This window comes from Streptomyces sp. NPDC085946 (genome assembly GCF_044540485.1).
GTDB lineage: Bacteria > Actinomycetota > Actinomycetes > Streptomycetales > Streptomycetaceae > Streptomyces.
This window is the reverse complement of the sequence record NZ_JBITSF010000020.1, coordinates 1-16,351: the sequence shown is the minus strand read 5'-3', so window position 1 is coordinate 16,351 and position 16,351 is coordinate 1. Positions and strand designations below refer to the sequence as shown.

The following is a 16,351-nucleotide window of genomic DNA, read 5'->3' as shown; positions in this document are numbered from 1 at the left end:
CGTCGTGAGGGCGGGATGAGAGGGCGGTGTCGTGCGGCCGGCCGCAAAAAGGGCCCGCCCAGGTGAGCAGAACCCTCTTGACAATACCTCCGTGGCTGGATAAGGCGCCCGTCAGAGTGGGGGGCGGCACCGGGCTGTGGGCCATGAAACAATCGGCAGTGGCTCACCGGTATCCACAGCGAGCAGGAGACACAGCACGATGCGTATCGGAGTTCTCACCGCAGGCGGCGACTGCCCCGGCCTGAACGCAGTGATCCGGTCGGTCGTGCACCGAGCGGTCGACAACTACGGGGACGAGGTCATCGGCTTCGAGGACGGTTACGCGGGCCTGCTGGACGGCCGCTACCGCCCCCTGGACCTGAACGCGGTCAGCGGCATCCTCGCCCGCGGCGGCACCATCCTCGGTTCGTCCCGCCTGGAGCGCGACCGGCTGCGCGAGGCCTGCGCCAACGCCTCCGACATGATCCGCGACTTCGGCATCGACGCGCTGATCCCGATCGGCGGCGAGGGCACGCTCACCGCGGCCCGGATGCTCAGCGACGCAGGCCTGCCCGTGGTCGGCGTGCCGAAGACGATCGACAACGACATCTCCTCCACCGACCGCACCTTCGGCTTCGACACGGCGGTGGGGGTGGCGACGGAGGCGATGGACCGCCTCAAGACGACCGCCGAGTCCCACCAGCGGGTCATGGTCGTCGAGGTGATGGGCCGCCACGCCGGCTGGATCGCCCTGGAGTCCGGCATGGCCGCCGGCGCGCACGGCATCTGCCTGCCCGAGCGCCCCTTCGACCCGGCCGACCTCGTGAAGATGGTCGAGGAGCGCTTCGCCCGCGGCAAGAAGTTCGCGGTCGTCTGCGTCGCCGAGGGCGCCCACCCCGCCGAGGGCACCATGGACTACGGCAAGGGCGCCATCGACCAGTACGGCCACGAGCGCTTCCAGGGCATCGGCACCGCCCTCGCGCACGAGCTGGAGCGGCGCCTGGGCAAGGAGGCCAAGCCGGTCATCCTCGGCCACGTGCAGCGCGGCGGCACCCCGACCGCGTACGACCGGGTGCTCGCCACGCGGTTCGGCTGGCACGCGGTGGAGGCCGCGCACCGCGGCGAGTTCGGCAACATGACCGCGCTGCGCGGCACCGACATCGTGATGGTGCCGCTGGCGGAGGCGGTCACCGAGCTCAAGACGGTGCCCAAGGACCGCATGGACGAGGCCGAGTCGGTCTTCTAGGACGGGCCGGCCGTCCGCGGTCCGCGGGAACGGCCGCCTCCGGCCCGGGGCTGCCGTTCGGATCACGCCGCGGACGCGGCGCCGACGACCTACAGCCGATTTCCCCCGCCCTGATCCGAACGACAGCCCCTAGGCGGGGGTCCCGCCCCGGATCGCGGCCCAGAAGTGCTCCACGATCCGGTCGAGGAAGCCGCGGCCCGCGTCGCTGGAGTCGTTGCCGCCCCAGCTCAGCGTCGTGACCATCCGGCCCTGGTAGTCCTGGTGCAGCTGCTGGAGCGCGGTCTCCAGCAGCCGCCGGTCCAGCGGCGCGATCTTCGCGACCGGACGCACGTACGCCTGCCACCGGGTGGTCACCGCGCTGCGCAGCAGGTCGGCCAGTTTCGCCTCCCGCCCGGTGACGGTGACGAAGTCGGCCAGTTCCAGGCCGAGCAGCTCGGCGAGCGCGGCGGACTGCCGGTCGGTGCCGCGCCAGGAGTCGCTCTCCTCCATCCGCAGGTACGCCTGGGGCTCGTGCCCCACGGCCCGCGCCACGTCCTCCGGGGCGAGCCCCCGGGAGACGCGGTGCTCGCGCAACGTGCGCGGTCTGCCGAGGAGTTCGCCGGGCGCGCACCACAGCGCACCGGCCAGCGCGGTCAGTTCGGCGTGGGACGGCGAGGTGATCCCGCGTTCCCAGGCGATGACGTGATCCGGGGTGACGTGAGGGAGCCCGTAGGAGACGCGCATGCCGTGGGCGACGTGCTCGGGCCCCATGCCGAGGGCGATCCGCAGCCGGCGGGCGGCAGGGGCGTCGAACGGCGGGAACTGGTTCAGGGGGGTCGGCTGGTCCGGTCGGGACGTGGGTCGGCGCACGGGCCTCAACCTAGGGGCGCGCACCCCCGGTGACTACGGTCGGTCCGGATACGATCACACATCGTAGGAACCTACGGCTACCGGCGGGTTCGGTTCTCCGCCCGCCGGGTCTGCGGTGCGCACGCCCGGCGGGACGCGCCGGACCTACGGGCCGGTCACCCACCGGTACTGCAGCTCCGGCCGCCCCACCGTCCCGTACTGCGGGCGCCGGGCCGCGCGGCCCGCGTCCACCAGGTGCTCCAGGTAACGGCGGGCCGTGATGCGGGAGATGCCCACCGCCTCGGCGACCCCGGTCGCGGTCAGGCCCTGCGCGCTGTCGCGCAGCGCGACCGTGACGCGCTCCAGGGTCGGCGCGCTGAGCCCCTTCGGCAGCGCCGCCGGGCCCGGTGCGCGCAGCGCCGCCAGGGCCCGGTCCACCTCGTCCTGGCCGCTCGCCTCGCCCGCCGCCCCGCGGAACTCGGCGTACCGCACCAGCCGGTCCCTCAGGGTCGCGAAGGTGAACGGCTTCAGCACGTACTGCACGACCCCGAGGGACACGCCCTCCCGCACCACGGCCAGGTCCCGCGCGGACGTCACCGCTATCACGTCGGCGTGGTACCCGGCCGCCCGCAGCGAGCGGGCCAGTTGCAGCCCGTGCCCGTCGGGCAGGTGCAGGTCCAGCAGCAGCAGGTCCACCGGCGTGCGCTCCAGCATCCGCCGCGCCTCCGCGCCGGTGTGCGCCTTGCCGACGGCCGTGAAGCCCGGGACCCGGCCGACGTACAGCACGTGCGCGTCGGCGGCGACCGGGTCGTCCTCCACGACCAGGACGCGGATGGGCTCCCGGCTCGTCATGCGGGACCTCCCGCGCGCGCGTGGCCGGGCGCGGCCGCGCCCCGGGCGCCGGTGTCCCGCAGCGGCAGCCGCACCTCGAACCGCGCCCCGCCGCCGTCCGCCTCCGCCACGGTCAGCGACCCGCCGTGCCGCACGGCCGCCTGGCGGACGAGGGCCAGGCCCAGCCCGCGGCCGCCCGGCCCGGCCGGTTTCGTCGTGAAGCCCCGCTCGAAGACCGCCTCGGCCAGGGCGGGGTCCACGCCCGGACCGGTGTCGCAGACCCGCAGGACCAGCTCCGCGCCGCCCTCGGTGAGCGCGGTGACCGTCACCCGGGGCCGCACCCCGCCCCGCGCCGCGTCCACGGCGTTGTCGATCAGGTTGCCCAGGATCGTCACCAGGTCCCGGGCCGGCAGCGAGGGCGGCAGCAGGCCGTCGTCCAGGCGGCTGTCGTCCGACACCAGCAGTTCCACGCCCCGCTCGTTGGCCTGGGCCGTCTTGCCGAGCAGCAGCGCGGCCAGCACCGGCTCGCCGACCGCCGCCACCACCTGGTCGGTCAGCGCCTGCGCCAGCTCCAGTTCGGCGGTGGCGAACTCCACCGCCTCCTCGGACCGGCCGAGCTCGATGAGGGAGACCACCGTGTGCAGGCGGTTCGCGGCCTCGTGGGCCTGGGAGCGCAGCGCCTGCGTGAAACCGCGCTCGGAGTCCAGCTCGCCCATCAGGGACTGGAGTTCGGTCACGTCGCGCAGGGTCACGACCGTGCCGCGCCGCTCGCCGCCCGACACCGGGGAGGTGTTCACCACCAGCACGCGGTCCGCCGTCAGGTGCACCTCGTCGACGCGCGGCTCGGAGGCCAGCAGGGCGCCGGTGAGGGACGGCGGCAGCCCGAGCTCGGCGACGGAGCTGCCGACCGCCCCGGCGGGCAGCCCCAGCAGCTCCCGGCCCCCGTCGTTGATCAGCGCCACCCGGTACTGCCCGTCCAGCATCAGCAGCCCCTCGCGCACGGCGTGCAGCGCGGCCTGGTGGTAGTCGTGCATGCGGCTGAGCTCGGTGGCGTTCATGCCGTGGGTGTGGCGGCGCAGCCGGGCGTTGACGACGTACGTGCCGACCGCGCCGAGGGCGAGGACCCCGGCCGCGACCCCGACCAGCGCGGTGACCTGGCTCTGCACGCGCCGGGTGATCGCCTCGACCCGGATGCCCGCGCTGACCAGGCCGACGATCCGGTCGCCGTCCCGGACGGGCGTGACGGCCCGGACCGACGGGCCGAGCGTGCCGGTGTACGTCTCGGTGAAGGTCCGGCCGCGCAGCGCCTGCTCGGTGTGGCCGCGGAACCGCTCCCCTATCCGGTCGCGGTCCGGGTGGGTCCAGCGGATGCCCCGCGGGTCCATGATCGTGACGAAGTCGACGTCGGTGTCCCGCATCACCCGCAGCGCGTACGGCTGGAGCGCGGCGGTCGGGTCGGCGGTGCGGATGGCCGCCGCGACGGACGGCGAGTCGGCGACCGACCGGGCCACCGCCACGGCCTGCCGGCCCGCGGCCTCCTCGGCCTGGCTGCGGTCGCTGAGGTAGGTGAACAGCGCGTACCCGGCCACCACGACCGCGAGCAGCACGGCCTGCATGGCGAAGAGCTGGCCCGCCAGGCTGCGGGGTCCGGGGACGGGGAGGCGCATGCCGTCAGTCTGCCTCTCGGCCGGATGTGAACTAAATGAACGGAAGGGTGACCACGCTCACAGCGCACGACATAGTCACGGCATTCCCCGAGAACGCAGGCCGGGAGCACCGCTCCCGGCACCCCGGACGTGAGCCGCACGCCGGTGATGCCGACGACGTCGTCAAGGAGGGCCGCCGTGACCAGCGCAGCCGATACGGCACCTGCCGCACCCCGCGCCAAGCGGGACCGCACGCACTATCTCTACATCGCGGTGATCGTCGCGGTCGCCCTCGGCATCGCCGTGGGGCTGGTCGCGCCCGACTTCGCGGTCGGGCTGAAGCCGATCGGCACCGGGTTCGTGAACCTGATCAAGATGATGATCTCGCCGATCATCTTCTGCACGATCGTGCTGGGCATCGGCTCGGTGCGCAAGGCCGCCAAGGTCGGCGCGGTCGGCGGCATCGCCCTGGTCTACTTCACGGCGATGTCGCTGGTGGCGCTGGCCATCGGCCTGGTCGTCGGCAACGTCCTGGAGCCGGGCACCGGGCTCGCCGTCACCGAGGCGGTGAAGGAGACCGGCCAGGCGCAGGTGTCGGCCGAGGCCAAGGACACCACCGAGTTCCTGCTCGGCATCATCCCGACCACGATCGTGTCCGCCTTCACCCAGGGCGAGGTCCTGCAGACCCTGCTGATCGCCCTGCTCGCCGGCTTCGCGCTCCAGGCGATGGGCCCGGCCGGACAGCCGGTCCTGCGCGGCGTCGAGCACATCCAGCGGCTCGTCTTCCGCATCCTCGCGATGATCATGTGGGCCGCGCCGATCGGTGCCTTCGGCGCCATCGCGGCCGTCACCGGCTCGGCGGGCGTGGACGCGCTCAAGAGCCTCGCCGTGCTGATGCTCGGCTTCTACGTCACCTGCGTGCTGTTCGTCTTCCTCGTGCTCGGCGTGCTGCTGCGGGTCGTCTCCGGCCTGAACATCCTCACGCTCTTCAAGTACCTGGGCCGCGAGTTCCTGCTGATCCTGTCCACCTCCTCCTCCGAGTCCGCGCTGCCGCGGCTCATCGCGAAGATGGAGCACCTGGGCGTCAGCAAGCCGGTGGTCGGCATCACCGTCCCGACCGGCTACTCCTTCAACCTCGACGGCACCATGATCTACATGACCATGGCCTCGCTGTTCATCGCCGACGCCATGGGCACGCCGATGTCGGTCGGCGAGCAGATCCCGCTGCTGCTCTTCCTGCTGGTCGCCTCCAAGGGCGCCGCCGGGGTCACCGGCGCGGGCCTGGCGACCCTGGCCGGCGGCCTGCAGTCGCACAAGCCGGCCCTGGTCGACGGCATCGGCCTGATCGTCGGCATCGACCGGTTCATGAGCGAGGCCCGCGCCCTGACCAACTTCGCGGGCAACGCGGTCGCCACCGTCCTGATCGGCACCTGGACCAAGGAGATCGACAAGGAGCGCGTCCACGAGGTCCTGGCCGGCCGGGCGCCCTTCGACGAGACGACCCTCCTGGACGACGGCCACGGCGCCCCGTCCCGCCCCGTCGCCGACGTCCTGCCGGAGCGGGGCGACGAGAAGGAGCTCGCCAAGGCCTGACCCCCGCGGCGGACCGGCCGGCCGTGACCGGCCCGGTCCGCCGGGACGCGGCGCCCGGCCCCGCCTGAACCGGAGCCGGACGCCGCGTTCCCCGTCCCGGGCGGCCGGGTGTCCCCCCCCGCCCCGTCGCCCGGCCGCCCGGCCCGGGAACGCCGAGCGGCCCGCCCCTCCCCGTGGGGCCGGGCCGCTCGGCTCCGCGCCGTCCGGGGCGGTGGGGCCGCGACGGACGCCCCGAGTTCCCGGGGCCTTGCCTTGACGTCGGCGTCAAGCCGTACGTTCGTCCGCATGCGAATCGGCGAGCTGGCCGCGCGGGCCGGGACCACGACGCGGACGCTGCGGTACTACGAGGCGCGCGGGCTGCTGCCCGCGCGGCGGACCGGCAACGGCCACCGGACCTACGACGAGTCCGACCTGCGGCTGCTGCGGCAGATCCGGACGCTGCAGGACTTCGGGTTCGACCTGGAGGAGACGCGGCCCTTCGTGGAGTGCCTGCGGGCCGGGCACCCCGAGGGCGACTCGTGCCCGGCCTCGCTCGCGGTCTACCGGCGCAAGCTGGCGGAGCTGGACGAGCTGATCGGTGAGCTGCGGGCCGTGCGGGCGGAGGTCGGCGCGCAGCTGGCCAGGGCCGAGCGGGCGCGCGACGCGCTGGCGGCCGACGCGCGGGTTCCGGGTGGTCCGGAGCCGGTGTGCGAACTGGGAGGGCAGGGGCTGTGACGAGGACGGCGGGTGTGGCCGAGGTGACCGACGCGGACTTCGGGACGGAGGTGATCGGAGCGGAGCTGCCGGTGCTGGTGGAATTCACCGCCGACTGGTGCCCGCCGTGCCGGCAGATGGCCCCGGTGCTCGGCGCCGTCGCCGCCGAGCAGGCCGGCCGGCTGAAGGTGGTCCAGCTGAACGTGGACCGCAATCCGGCCGTCACCCAGGCCTACAAGGTGCTGTCGATGCCCACCTTCCTGGTGTTCCGGGACGGGGAGCCCGTGAAGTCCATGGTGGGGGCGCGGGCCAAGCGGAGGCTGCTGGAGGAGCTGTCCGACGTGCTGTGAGCACGGCGGGCGGACGGCCGTCCGGCACGAAGAAATCCCCCGGGCAATTGCGCCCGGGGGATTTCTTTGCGTATATTCATTGGTTCGCGACTTCAGTACGGCAAAACTCGCGGAAGTCGCGGCGAAGTTCAGTGAGCACAGTATATCCGGGCGGGAGCGGAATTGTCAAACACCGAATTTCCGGACGATGAATTCCGGCAGGAGCAGGAATTCGTCGACCGGCTGTACGCGCGCGTGGACGCCCTGCGCGGCGACGCCGAGGCCTCCGTCACGGACGCCCTCGCGCAGGGCGACACCCCCATGCAGGCCAGGCTGGAGCGGGACATCCTGGTCGCCGAGCGCTCGGGACTGCTCGCCGCGCTGAACGCGGTGGACGGCTCCCTGTGCTTCGGCCGCATCGACCTGACCTCGGGCGCCACCCACCACATCGGCCGGATCGGGCTGCGCGCCGACGACGCCGAACGCACCCCGGTCCTGATCGACTGGCGGGCCGACGTCGCCCGCCCGTTCTACCTGGCCACCGGCCACACCCCGATGGGCCTGCGGCGCCGGCGGCACCTGTCCACCGACGGCCGCCGCGTCACCGCCCTGCACGACGAGATCCTCGACCTCGGCGACGCCACCCGCACCGGCCACGAGGACCCGGCCGGCGACGCCGTGCTGCTCGCCGCGCTGAACTCCGCGCGCACCGGCCGCATGGGCGACATCGTCCGCACCATCCAGGCCGACCAGGACCGCATCATCCGGGCACCGCACCGCGGCGTGCTGGTCGTGGAGGGCGGCCCGGGCACCGGCAAGACGGCCGTCGCCCTGCACCGCGCCGCCTTCCTGCTCTACGAGCACCGCGAACTGCTGGCCAAGCGCGCCGTCCTCGTCGTCGGCCCCAACCCGGCCTTCCTCGGCTACATCGGCCAGGTGCTGCCCTCGCTCGGCGAGACCGGCGTCCTGCTGGCGACCGTCGGCGAGCTGTTCCCCGGTGTGAAGGCGACGGCGGCCGACACCCCCGAGGCGGCGGCCGTGAAGGGCAGCGCCCGGATGGCCGACGTCCTCGCCGAGGTGGTCCGCAGCCGGCAGGCGCTGCCCGACCCGGTCGTCACCATCGAGCACGACCGCGAGATCCTCATGCTCGACGACGGCCTGGTGCGGGTGGCCCGCGAGCGCACCCGCGCCGCGAAACTGCCGCACAACCCCGCCCGCGAGTACTTCGAGGGCCACATCCTCAACACGCTCACCGACCTGTACGCGGAGCGCATCGGCACCGACCCGTACGACGGCAGCAGCCTGCTGGACGCCAGCGACCTCACCCAGATCCGCGACGAGCTCGCCGAGAACCCCGAGGTCTGGTCGGCGATCGACCGGCTGTGGCCGCGGCTCACCCCGCAGGAGCTCGTCGCGGACTTCCTCGCCGCGCCCGAGGGCTTCCTCCCCGACGAGGACGCCGCCGCGATCCGCCGCCCGGTGACCCGGCACTGGACGGTCGCGGACGTGCCGCTGCTCGACGAGGCGGCCGAGCTCCTCGGCGAGGACGACCGCCCGGCCCGCGAGCGCGCCGAGCGCGAGCGGCAGGCGCAGATCGCCTACGCGCAGGGCGTCCTCGACGTGTCCTTCGCCTCCCGGACGTACGAGTTCGAGGACAAGGAGGACAGCGACCCCGAGGCCTCCGAGGTGCTGTCCGCGCACGACATCATCGACGCCGAGCGGTTCGCCGAGCGGCACGAGGAGGACGACCACCGCAGCGCCGCCGAGCGCGCGGCGGCCGACCGCACCTGGGCGTTCGGGCACATCATCGTCGACGAGGCGCAGGAGCTGTCGCCGATGGCCTGGCGGCTGCTCATGCGGCGCAGCCCGACCCGTTCGATGACCCTGGTCGGGGACCCGGCGCAGACCGCGGAGGCGGCCGGCGTCGGCTCGTGGGCAAAGATCCTGGAGCCCTACGTCGAGGACCGCTGGGAGCACACCCGCCTCGCCGTCAACTACCGCACCCCGGCCGAGATCATGGAGCTGGCGGCGGCCGTCGTGCGCGCCGAGCACCCCGGCTTCGAGCCGCCGAGCTCGGTGCGCTCGACGGGCCTGCGGCCCTGGGCGCGCGCCACCGACGACCTGCCGGGCGCCGTGGCCCGGGCGGTGGAGGAGCTCACCCCGGCCGAGGGCCGTCTCGCGGTCATCGCCCCGCGCGACCTGCACCGGAAGCTGGCCGCCCGGCTGGACGGGGTCACGGCGGGCGCCGAGCCGGACCTCACCCGGACCGTGGTGCTGCTCGACCCGCGCCAGGCCAAGGGGCTGGAGTTCGACTCGGTCCTCGTCGTCGAACCCGACCGCTACGGCACCAGCGACCTGTACGTGGCCCTGACCCGGGCCACCCAGCGGCTGGGCGTCCTGCACACCGGCCCGCTGCCGCCGGCGCTGGCCGACGCCTTCGCGCGGGAGGCACGGCGGGCGTGACCCGCGCGGTCACGGCGGCGGGTCCCCGGAACGCGCCTCCGGGGACCCGCCGCCGTGTTCCGCTCCGGCGCTACACCGGCCGCAGCCACACCGTGGACAGGGGCGGCAGGGTCAGGCGGATGCTCGCCGGGCGGCCGTGCCAGCCCTGCGGCTCCGGCTTGACGACGGCGGGGTTGGTGACGCCGCTGCCGCCGTAGCGGCCCGCGTCGGTGTTGAGGACCTCCTGCCAGGCGGAGACCTCCTCCGGGACCCCGAGGCGGTACTCGTGGCGGACCACCGGCGCGAAGTTCGACACCGCCAGCAGCGGGGAGCCGTCCGCGTCGAAGCGCAGGAACGCGAAGACGTTGTCCTCGACGGCGTCCCCGACCACCCACTGGAAGCCGGACGGCTCCGTGTCGCGCTGCCACAGCGCCGGGGTCGCCAGGTACACCGTGTTGAGGTCCCGCACCAGGTCGCGCACGCCCCGGTGGTCGGGCTCCGCGCCGTAGTTCGGGTCCAGCAGCCACCAGTCGGGGCCGCGGGCCTCGGACCACTCGGTGCCCTGCGCGAACTCCTGCCCCATGAACAGCAGCTGCTTGCCCGGATGCGCCCACATGAAGGCCAGGTAGGCACGGTGGTTGGCGCGCTGCTGCCACCAGTCGCCGGGCATCTTCGACACCAGCGATCCCTTGCCGTGCACGACCTCGTCGTGCGAGATCGGCAGGACGTAGTTCTCGCTGTAGGCGTACACCATCGAGAAGGTCATCTCGTGGTGGTGGTACTGCCGGTGGACCGGCTCGTGGGACATGTAGTCCAGCGAGTCGTGCATCCAGCCCATGTTCCACTTCAGCCCGAACCCGAGGCCGCCGAAGCCGCTCGGGCCCTTGTGGTGGGTGGCCCGGGTGACGCCGTCCCAGGCGGTCGACTCCTCCGCGACGGTCACCACGCCCGGCACCCGCCGGTACACCGTGGCGTTCATCTCCTGGAGGAAGGCCACCGCGTCCAGGTTCTCCCGGCCGCCGTGCTCGTTCGGCACCCACTGGCCCGGCTCGCGCGAGTAGTCGAGGTAGAGCATCGACGCCACCGCGTCGACGCGCAGCCCGTCGATGTGGAACTCCTCGCACCAGTACACCGCGTTGGCGACGAGGAAGTTGCGCACCTCGTTGCGCCCGTAGTCGAACTCCAGGGTGCCCCAGTCGGGGTGCGCGGAGCGCCGCGGGTCCTCGTGCTCGTACAGCGGGCGGCCGTCGAACTCGGCGAGCGCCCAGTCGTCGCGCGGGAAGTGCGCCGGCACCCAGTCCATGATCACGCCGATGCCCGCCTGGTGCAGCGCGTCCACCAGGTACCGGAAGTCGTCCGGGGTGCCGAGCCGGGCCGTGGGCGCGTAGAAGCCGGTGACCTGGTAGCCCCAGGACCCGCCGAAGGGGTGCTCCGCGACCGGCATCAGCTCCACGTGGGTGAAACCCATGTCCTTGACGTACGCCGGGAGCTGCTCGGCGAGCTGACGGTAGGTCAGACCCGGGCGCCAGGACGGCAGGTGGACCTCGTACACGGAGAAGGGCGCCTGGTGCGCCGGGGTCCCGGCGCGCTGGGCCAGCCACTCCTCGTCCCCCCACTCGTACCGCGAGGAGGTGATGACCGACGAGTTCGCGGGCGGCACCTCGGTGCGGCGGGCCATCGGGTCGGCGCGCAGCGTCTTGGAGCCGTCGGGGCGGGTGATCTCGAACTTGTACAGCTCGCCCTCGCCGATGCCCGGCACGAACAGCTCCCAGACGCCCGACGAGCCCAGCACGCGCAGGGGGAAGCCGGTGCCGTCCCAGAAGTTGAAGGTGCCGGCGACCCGCACGCCGCGCGCGTTCGGCGCCCACACCGCGAAGCGGGTGCCGGCCACGCCCTGGTGCGTCATCGGGTGCGCGCCCAGCGCGTTCCACAGCTCCTCGTGGCGGCCCTCGCCGATCAGGTGCAGGTCGAGCTCGCCGAGCGTGGGCAGGAAGCCGTAGGCGTCCTCGGTCTCCTGCACCGTCCCCTCGTACGCGACGAGCAGCCGGTAGGGGGGCACCTCCGGCAGCGGCAGCAGCCCGGAGAAGAACCCCTCGCCGTCGTCGTGCAGTTCGGTCCGCAGCTCCCCGACCAGCACGGTCACCGACAGGGCATACGGCCGGAAGGCCCGGAAGGCGACGCCGCCGGGCACCGGGTGGGCGCCGAGCACGGTGTGCGGGTCGTGGTGGGTGCCGGCCAGCAGCCGCTCCCGGTCGGCGGCGTCGACGGCCGCCGGCTCCGCGACGGCGGGCACCGCCGGGACGGGTCCCTCGGGCAGCGCCTTCCCGGCCGCCGTCTTCTTCGGGGCGGCCTTCTTCGTCGCGGTCTTCTTGGCCACTGCCTTCTTGGCCACCGCCTTCTTGGTGGTGGTCCTGGCCGTGGAGCCCTTCACCGCCGTGGCCTTGGCGGCGGCCGCCTGCTCGGCGGCGGCCTCCGGCGTCGCCGCCCCCGCCGTCACCGCCTCCGCGGGAGCCGCGGCCGGCGCGGTCTTCTTCGCCGCGGTCTTCCTGGCCGTGGTCTTGGCGGCGGTCGTCTTGGCGGCGGTCTTCTTCGCCGTGGTCCTGGCGGCGGTCGTCTTCGCGGCAGTCTTCTTCGCGGCGGTCGTCTTGGCGACGGCGGTCGTCTTGGCGACGGCGGTCTTCTGTGCGGCGGCCTTCTTCGCCGTGGTCTTCTTCGCGGCGGCCGGCGGTGTCTCCCCGGCCGCGGCGGCCTTCTTCGCCAGGGCCTTCTTGACGGTCGCCTGTTCCGGGACCGCCGTCTTGCGGGCCGCGGTCCTCTTCGCCGCGGTCTTCCGGGCCGTCGCCTGTTCCGGCACCGACGTCTTCTCGGCCGCCGCCTTCTTCGCGGCGGCGGTCTTCCGGGCCGCCGGCTGTTCCGGCACGGCCGCCTGCTTCGCTGCGGCCTTCTTCTGGGCGGTCGTCGGCTGCTCGACGCCGGTGGCCTCGGCCGTCTTCTTCGAACGTGGACCGCTGGACTCGGGGCGGGGGGTCACGGGCGGAGCCTCCTCGGCGAGGATTCGGGTCGGTCAGATCGGGTCGGCCGAGGCCAGCCGGTGCACGGCGGCCATCGGGACCGGAAGCCAGTCGGGACGGTGGCGGGCCTCGTACACCACCTCGTAGATCGCCTTGTCCGTCTCGTACGCGCGCAGCAGGACCGGGTCGGTGCGCGGGTCGAGACCGGCGGCCTCCGCGTACCCGGAACAGTAGGCGGCCCGGCACGTGGCGGCCCAGTCGGGCTGCCGCGGGTCCACCGAACGCGCCGCGTAGTCGAACGAGCGCAGCATGCCGGCGACGTCCTTCACCGCCGGCTGCGGCATCCGCCGCTCGGCCAGCGGCCGGGCGGGCTCGCCCTCGAAGTCGATCAGCGACCACTCCCCGGCGGGGGAGCGCAGGCACTGTCCGAGGTGCAGGTCGCCGTGGATGCGCTGGGCGGTCCAGGTGCGGCCCTCGGCGGCCAGGTCGCCCAGCGCGGTGAACGCCGAGCGCAGTCCGGGCGCGTACGGCCGCAGCGCGGGCACCGCCTGGGCGGCCGCGTCCAGCCGCTCGGTCATGCCGTCGACGATCTGCGCCAGCTGGACGTGGCCCAGCGTGACCGTCGGCAGCGCGCGGGCCAGCGCGGTGTGCACCTCGGCGGTGGCCCGGCCCAGGGCCCGGGCCTCGGCGGCGAAGTCCTCGCCCTTGGCGAGCTCGCGCAGCGCCAGGTCCCAGCCGTCGGCCGCGCCCTGCACGAACGGCTGGAGCACGCCCAGCACGTACGGCTCGTCGACGAAGTCCGCCGAGCTGAGGGCACCGGAGGAGGCGGCGGAACGGTCGACGTCCGCCACCATCCAGGCCGTCGGCGGCGGCACCCGCAGGCAGCCCTCGCGGGCCAGCGCCAGCGGCAGCTCCAGATCGGGGTTGACGCCGGGTACCACCCGGCGCATCAGCTTCAGGATGAACGTATCTCCATAGATGACCGACGAGTTGGACTGCTCGGCGGTCACCAGGCGCGGCACCAGCGCGGCCCGGATCTCCTGCCGGGGGTCCCGCTCGAAGCGCAGCCCGCCGATGCGGGCCCGGGTGCGCAGGGCCTCCAGCAGCAGTTCGGACGGCCGGGGGTCGTGCAGGGCCTCGTACACCGTCCGTCCGGCCAGCGGGCCGCCGGCCACGTGTCCGATGAGCGCGGGCGCCAGCCGGGGCGGCAGCGCCTCGCGCACGCCTATCAGGAGCTGGTAGCAGTCGCCGGGGTGCTCGGAGGCACCGTGGCCCGGCACGAGCGGCTGGTGGGCGCGCACGAGCAGGTGGTACAGGCCGAGCTTGGCGGTGGCCGGCAGCAGCTCGGTGGCCGCTACCAGGGTGAACCCGGTGACCGGACGCCCCTTGCCCGCGAACCAGCGCTGCCGCGGCAGCCACTCGCGCAACAGCGGATCCAATGACGCAAGGAGACCGGGAGGGCTCGTGACGGTGCGGGTGACGGCTTCCGACATGACGTCGCGTCCTTTCCCCGGGGTGGGCGGGGTGCTACTGATGCGTGCCCCGGGCGGGGCGGGAGAAACGCCCCGCCGCGGGGGTTTGCGGCCTGTCCGGCGGATCAGGCGCGCCGCAGGCCCCGGTCGGGCCTCACGCGGCGTCCTTGCGGAGCCGGAACCAGTAGAAGCCGTGGCCCGCCAGGGTCAGCAGGTACGGCAGTTCGCCGATGGCGGGGAAGCGCACCCCGCCGAACAGCTCGACCGGGTGCCGGCCCTCGAAGGCGCTCAGATCGAGCTCCGTGGGCTGTGCGAAGCGTGAGAAGTTGTTCACGCAGAGCACCAGGTCGTCCTCGTACTCGCGCAGGAAGGCGAGCACCGCCGGGTTCGACGACGGCAGTTCGGTGTAGGAGCCGAGGCCGAAGGCCGGGTTCTGCTTGCGGATCTCGATCATGCGGCGGGTCCAGTGCAGCAGGCTGGACGGCGAGGCCATGGAGGCCTCGACGTTGCTGACCTGGTAGCCGTAGACCGGATCCATGATGGTCGGCAGGTAGAGCCGGCCGGGATCGCACGACGAGAAACCGGCGTTGCGGTCCGGGGTCCACTGCATCGGGGTGCGCACCGCGTCCCGGTCGCCGAGCCAGATGTTGTCGCCCATGCCGATCTCGTCGCCGTAGTAGATGATCGGCGAGCCCGGCAGGGACAGCAGCAGGGCGGTGAACAGCTCGATCTGGTTGCGGTCGTTGTCCAGCAGGGGCGCCAGCCGCCTGCGGATGCCGATGTTGGCGCGCATGCGGGGGTCCTTGGCGTACTCCGCCCACATGTAGTCGCGCTCTTCGTCGGTGACCATCTCCAGGGTCAGCTCGTCGTGGTTGCGCAGGAAGATGCCCCACTGGCAGCCCGAGGGAATGGCCGGGGTCTTGGCCAGGATCTCCGAGACCGGGTAGCGGGATTCCCGCCGTACGGCCATGAAGATGCGTGGCATGACGGGGAAGTGGAACGCCATGTGGCACTCGTCGCCGCCGGAGGCGTAGTCGCCGAAGTAGTCGACGACGTCCTCGGGCCACTGGTTGGCCTCCGCCAGCAGCACGGTGTCCGGGTACTGGGTGTCGATCTCCTTGCGGACCCGCTTGAGGAAGGCGTGCGTTGCCGGAAGGTTTTCGCAGTTGGTGCCCTCCTCCTGGTACAGGTACGGCACCGCGTCCAGCCGGAACCCGTCGATGCCCAGGTCCAGCCAGAACTTCAGCGCCGAGATCATCTCCTCCTGCACGGCCGGGTTCTCGTAGTTGAGGTCCGGCTGGTGCGAGAAGAAGCGGTGCCAGTAGTACTGCTTGCGGACCGGGTCATAGGTCCAGTTGGACACCTCGGTGTCGACGAAGATGATCCGGGCGTCCTGGTACTGCTTGTCGTCGTCCGCCCACACGTAGTAGTCGCCGTAGGGTCCGTCGGGGTCCTTCCGCGACTCCTGGAACCACGGGTGCTGGTCGCTGGTGTGGTTCATGACGAAGTCGATGATCACGCGCATGCCGCGCTGGTGGGCGGCGTCGACGAACTCCACGAAGTCGGCGAGGTCGCCGAACTCGGGCAGCACCGCCGTGTAGTCGGAGACGTCGTAGCCGCCGTCCCGCAGCGGTGACTTGAAGAACGGCGGCAGCCACAGGCAGTCGACGCCCAGCCACTGCAGGTAGTCGAGCTTGGCGGTCAGGCCCTTGAGGTCGCCGACGCCGTCGCCGTTGCTGTCCTGGAAGGAGCGGACGAGGACCTCGTAGAAGACGGCGCGCTTGAACCACTCCGGGTCCCGGTCCTTGGCTGGAGTGTCCTCGAAGGTGTCCGGAACAGGTTCGTTGACGATCATTTTGTGGGTGACCCTCCGATCTGCGGGGTGGACGGTCGCAGAACCGTGAAGACATGCGCGGGCCGGTGGCCCGGTTGGAGGCGCACATAGTTGGCCCTGCCCCAGTGATAGGTCTCGCCGGTGAGCTCGTCGCGCACCGGCACCGACTCGTGCCAGTCCAGGCCGAGTTGCGGCATGTCCAACGAGACCGTGGCCTCCTGGGTGTGGTGCGGGTCGAGGTTCGCGACCACCAGAACCGTGTTCGAACCCTTCCGCTTCGAGTACGCGATCACCGCTTCCTTGTCCGTGTGGTGGAAGTGGAGGTCGCGCAGCTGCTGGAGCGCGGGGTTCTCCCGGCGGACGGTGTTGAGCCGGGTGATCAGCGGGGTGAGGGTGCGGCCCTCGCGTTCGGCGGCCTCCCAGTCGCGGGGGCGCAGCTGGTACTTC

The 16,351-nt window shown here is 72.8% G+C and carries 12 protein-coding genes; 5 read left to right on the top strand and 7 right to left on the bottom strand.

The window, feature by feature from the left end; all coding sequences use genetic code 11:
* Nucleotides 1-199 precede the first annotated feature (199 nt).
* Nucleotides 200-1,225 (top strand): ATP-dependent 6-phosphofructokinase, encoded by a 1,026-nt coding sequence (locus ACIF8T_RS30750; RefSeq protein ID WP_400039468.1) that lies wholly within the window; start codon nt 200-202, stop codon nt 1,223-1,225.
* A 129-nt stretch (nt 1,226-1,354) separates the two neighbouring features.
* On the opposite strand, the gene ACIF8T_RS30745 is transcribed toward ACIF8T_RS30750, so the two are convergent.
* The 3 genes from ACIF8T_RS30745 to ACIF8T_RS30735 form a co-directional block, all read right to left on the bottom strand.
* Nucleotides 1,355-2,074 carry a helix-turn-helix domain-containing protein gene (locus tag ACIF8T_RS30745; RefSeq protein ID WP_400039466.1) on the bottom strand — a complete coding sequence of 240 codons (720 nt, stop codon included), beginning with the start codon at nt 2,072-2,074 and terminating at the stop codon, nt 1,355-1,357.
* Nucleotides 2,075-2,218: 144 nt separating this feature from the next.
* Complete coding sequence (locus ACIF8T_RS30740; protein WP_400039464.1) at nt 2,219-2,905, bottom strand: response regulator; 687 nt, start codon at nt 2,903-2,905, stop codon at nt 2,219-2,221.
* The gene (locus ACIF8T_RS30735; protein ID WP_400039463.1) at nt 2,902-4,551 is read right to left on the bottom strand and encodes an ATP-binding protein; all 1,650 of its coding nucleotides are present in this window, start codon (nt 4,549-4,551) and stop codon (nt 2,902-2,904) included. Before ACIF8T_RS30735 ends, ACIF8T_RS30740 begins: the two co-directional genes overlap by 4 nt.
* 177 nt (nt 4,552-4,728) lie before the next feature.
* On the opposite strand from ACIF8T_RS30735, the gene ACIF8T_RS30730 reads away from it, so the two are divergent.
* The 4 genes from ACIF8T_RS30730 (at nt 4,729) to ACIF8T_RS30715 (ending at nt 9,608) form a co-directional block, all read left to right on the top strand.
* Nucleotides 4,729-6,123 carry a cation:dicarboxylate symporter family transporter gene (locus ACIF8T_RS30730; protein ID WP_400039461.1) on the top strand — a complete coding sequence of 465 codons (1,395 nt, stop codon included), beginning with the start codon at nt 4,729-4,731 and terminating at the stop codon, nt 6,121-6,123.
* A 285-nt stretch (nt 6,124-6,408) separates the two neighbouring features.
* Nucleotides 6,409-6,837, top strand: a complete 429-nt coding sequence (locus tag ACIF8T_RS30725; RefSeq protein WP_400039460.1) for a MerR family transcriptional regulator — start codon at nt 6,409-6,411, stop codon at nt 6,835-6,837.
* 14 nt (nt 6,838-6,851) lie between these two features.
* Entirely contained in the window at nt 6,852-7,166 is a 315-nt protein-coding gene (locus ACIF8T_RS30720) for a thioredoxin family protein (RefSeq protein ID WP_400039458.1), read from the top strand.
* Between the two features lie 144 nt (nt 7,167-7,310).
* The gene (locus ACIF8T_RS30715; RefSeq protein WP_400039660.1) at nt 7,311-9,608 is read left to right on the top strand and encodes a HelD family protein; all 2,298 of its coding nucleotides are present in this window, start codon (nt 7,311-7,313) and stop codon (nt 9,606-9,608) included.
* 70 nt (nt 9,609-9,678) lie between these two features.
* Here ACIF8T_RS30715 and glgB read toward each other — a convergent pair whose 3' ends face one another.
* The 4 genes from glgB to ACIF8T_RS30695 form a co-directional block, all read right to left on the bottom strand.
* Nucleotides 9,679-12,618, bottom strand: coding sequence for a 1,4-alpha-glucan branching enzyme (gene glgB, locus ACIF8T_RS30710; protein WP_400039456.1), 2,940 nt, complete (start codon nt 12,616-12,618; stop codon nt 9,679-9,681).
* 33 nt (nt 12,619-12,651) lie between these two features.
* Nucleotides 12,652-14,091 carry a maltokinase gene (locus tag ACIF8T_RS30705; RefSeq protein ID WP_400039455.1) on the bottom strand — a complete coding sequence of 480 codons (1,440 nt, stop codon included), beginning with the start codon at nt 14,089-14,091 and terminating at the stop codon, nt 12,652-12,654.
* 133 nt (nt 14,092-14,224) lie between these two features.
* Nucleotides 14,225-15,925, bottom strand: coding sequence for a maltose alpha-D-glucosyltransferase (gene treS / locus ACIF8T_RS30700; RefSeq protein WP_400039454.1), 1,701 nt, complete (start codon nt 15,923-15,925; stop codon nt 14,225-14,227).
* Nucleotides 15,922-16,351 (bottom strand): DUF3459 domain-containing protein (locus ACIF8T_RS30695; RefSeq protein ID WP_400039453.1); only part of this gene is annotated, 430 nt, incomplete at its 5' end. The genes ACIF8T_RS30695 and treS, both read right to left, overlap by 4 nt.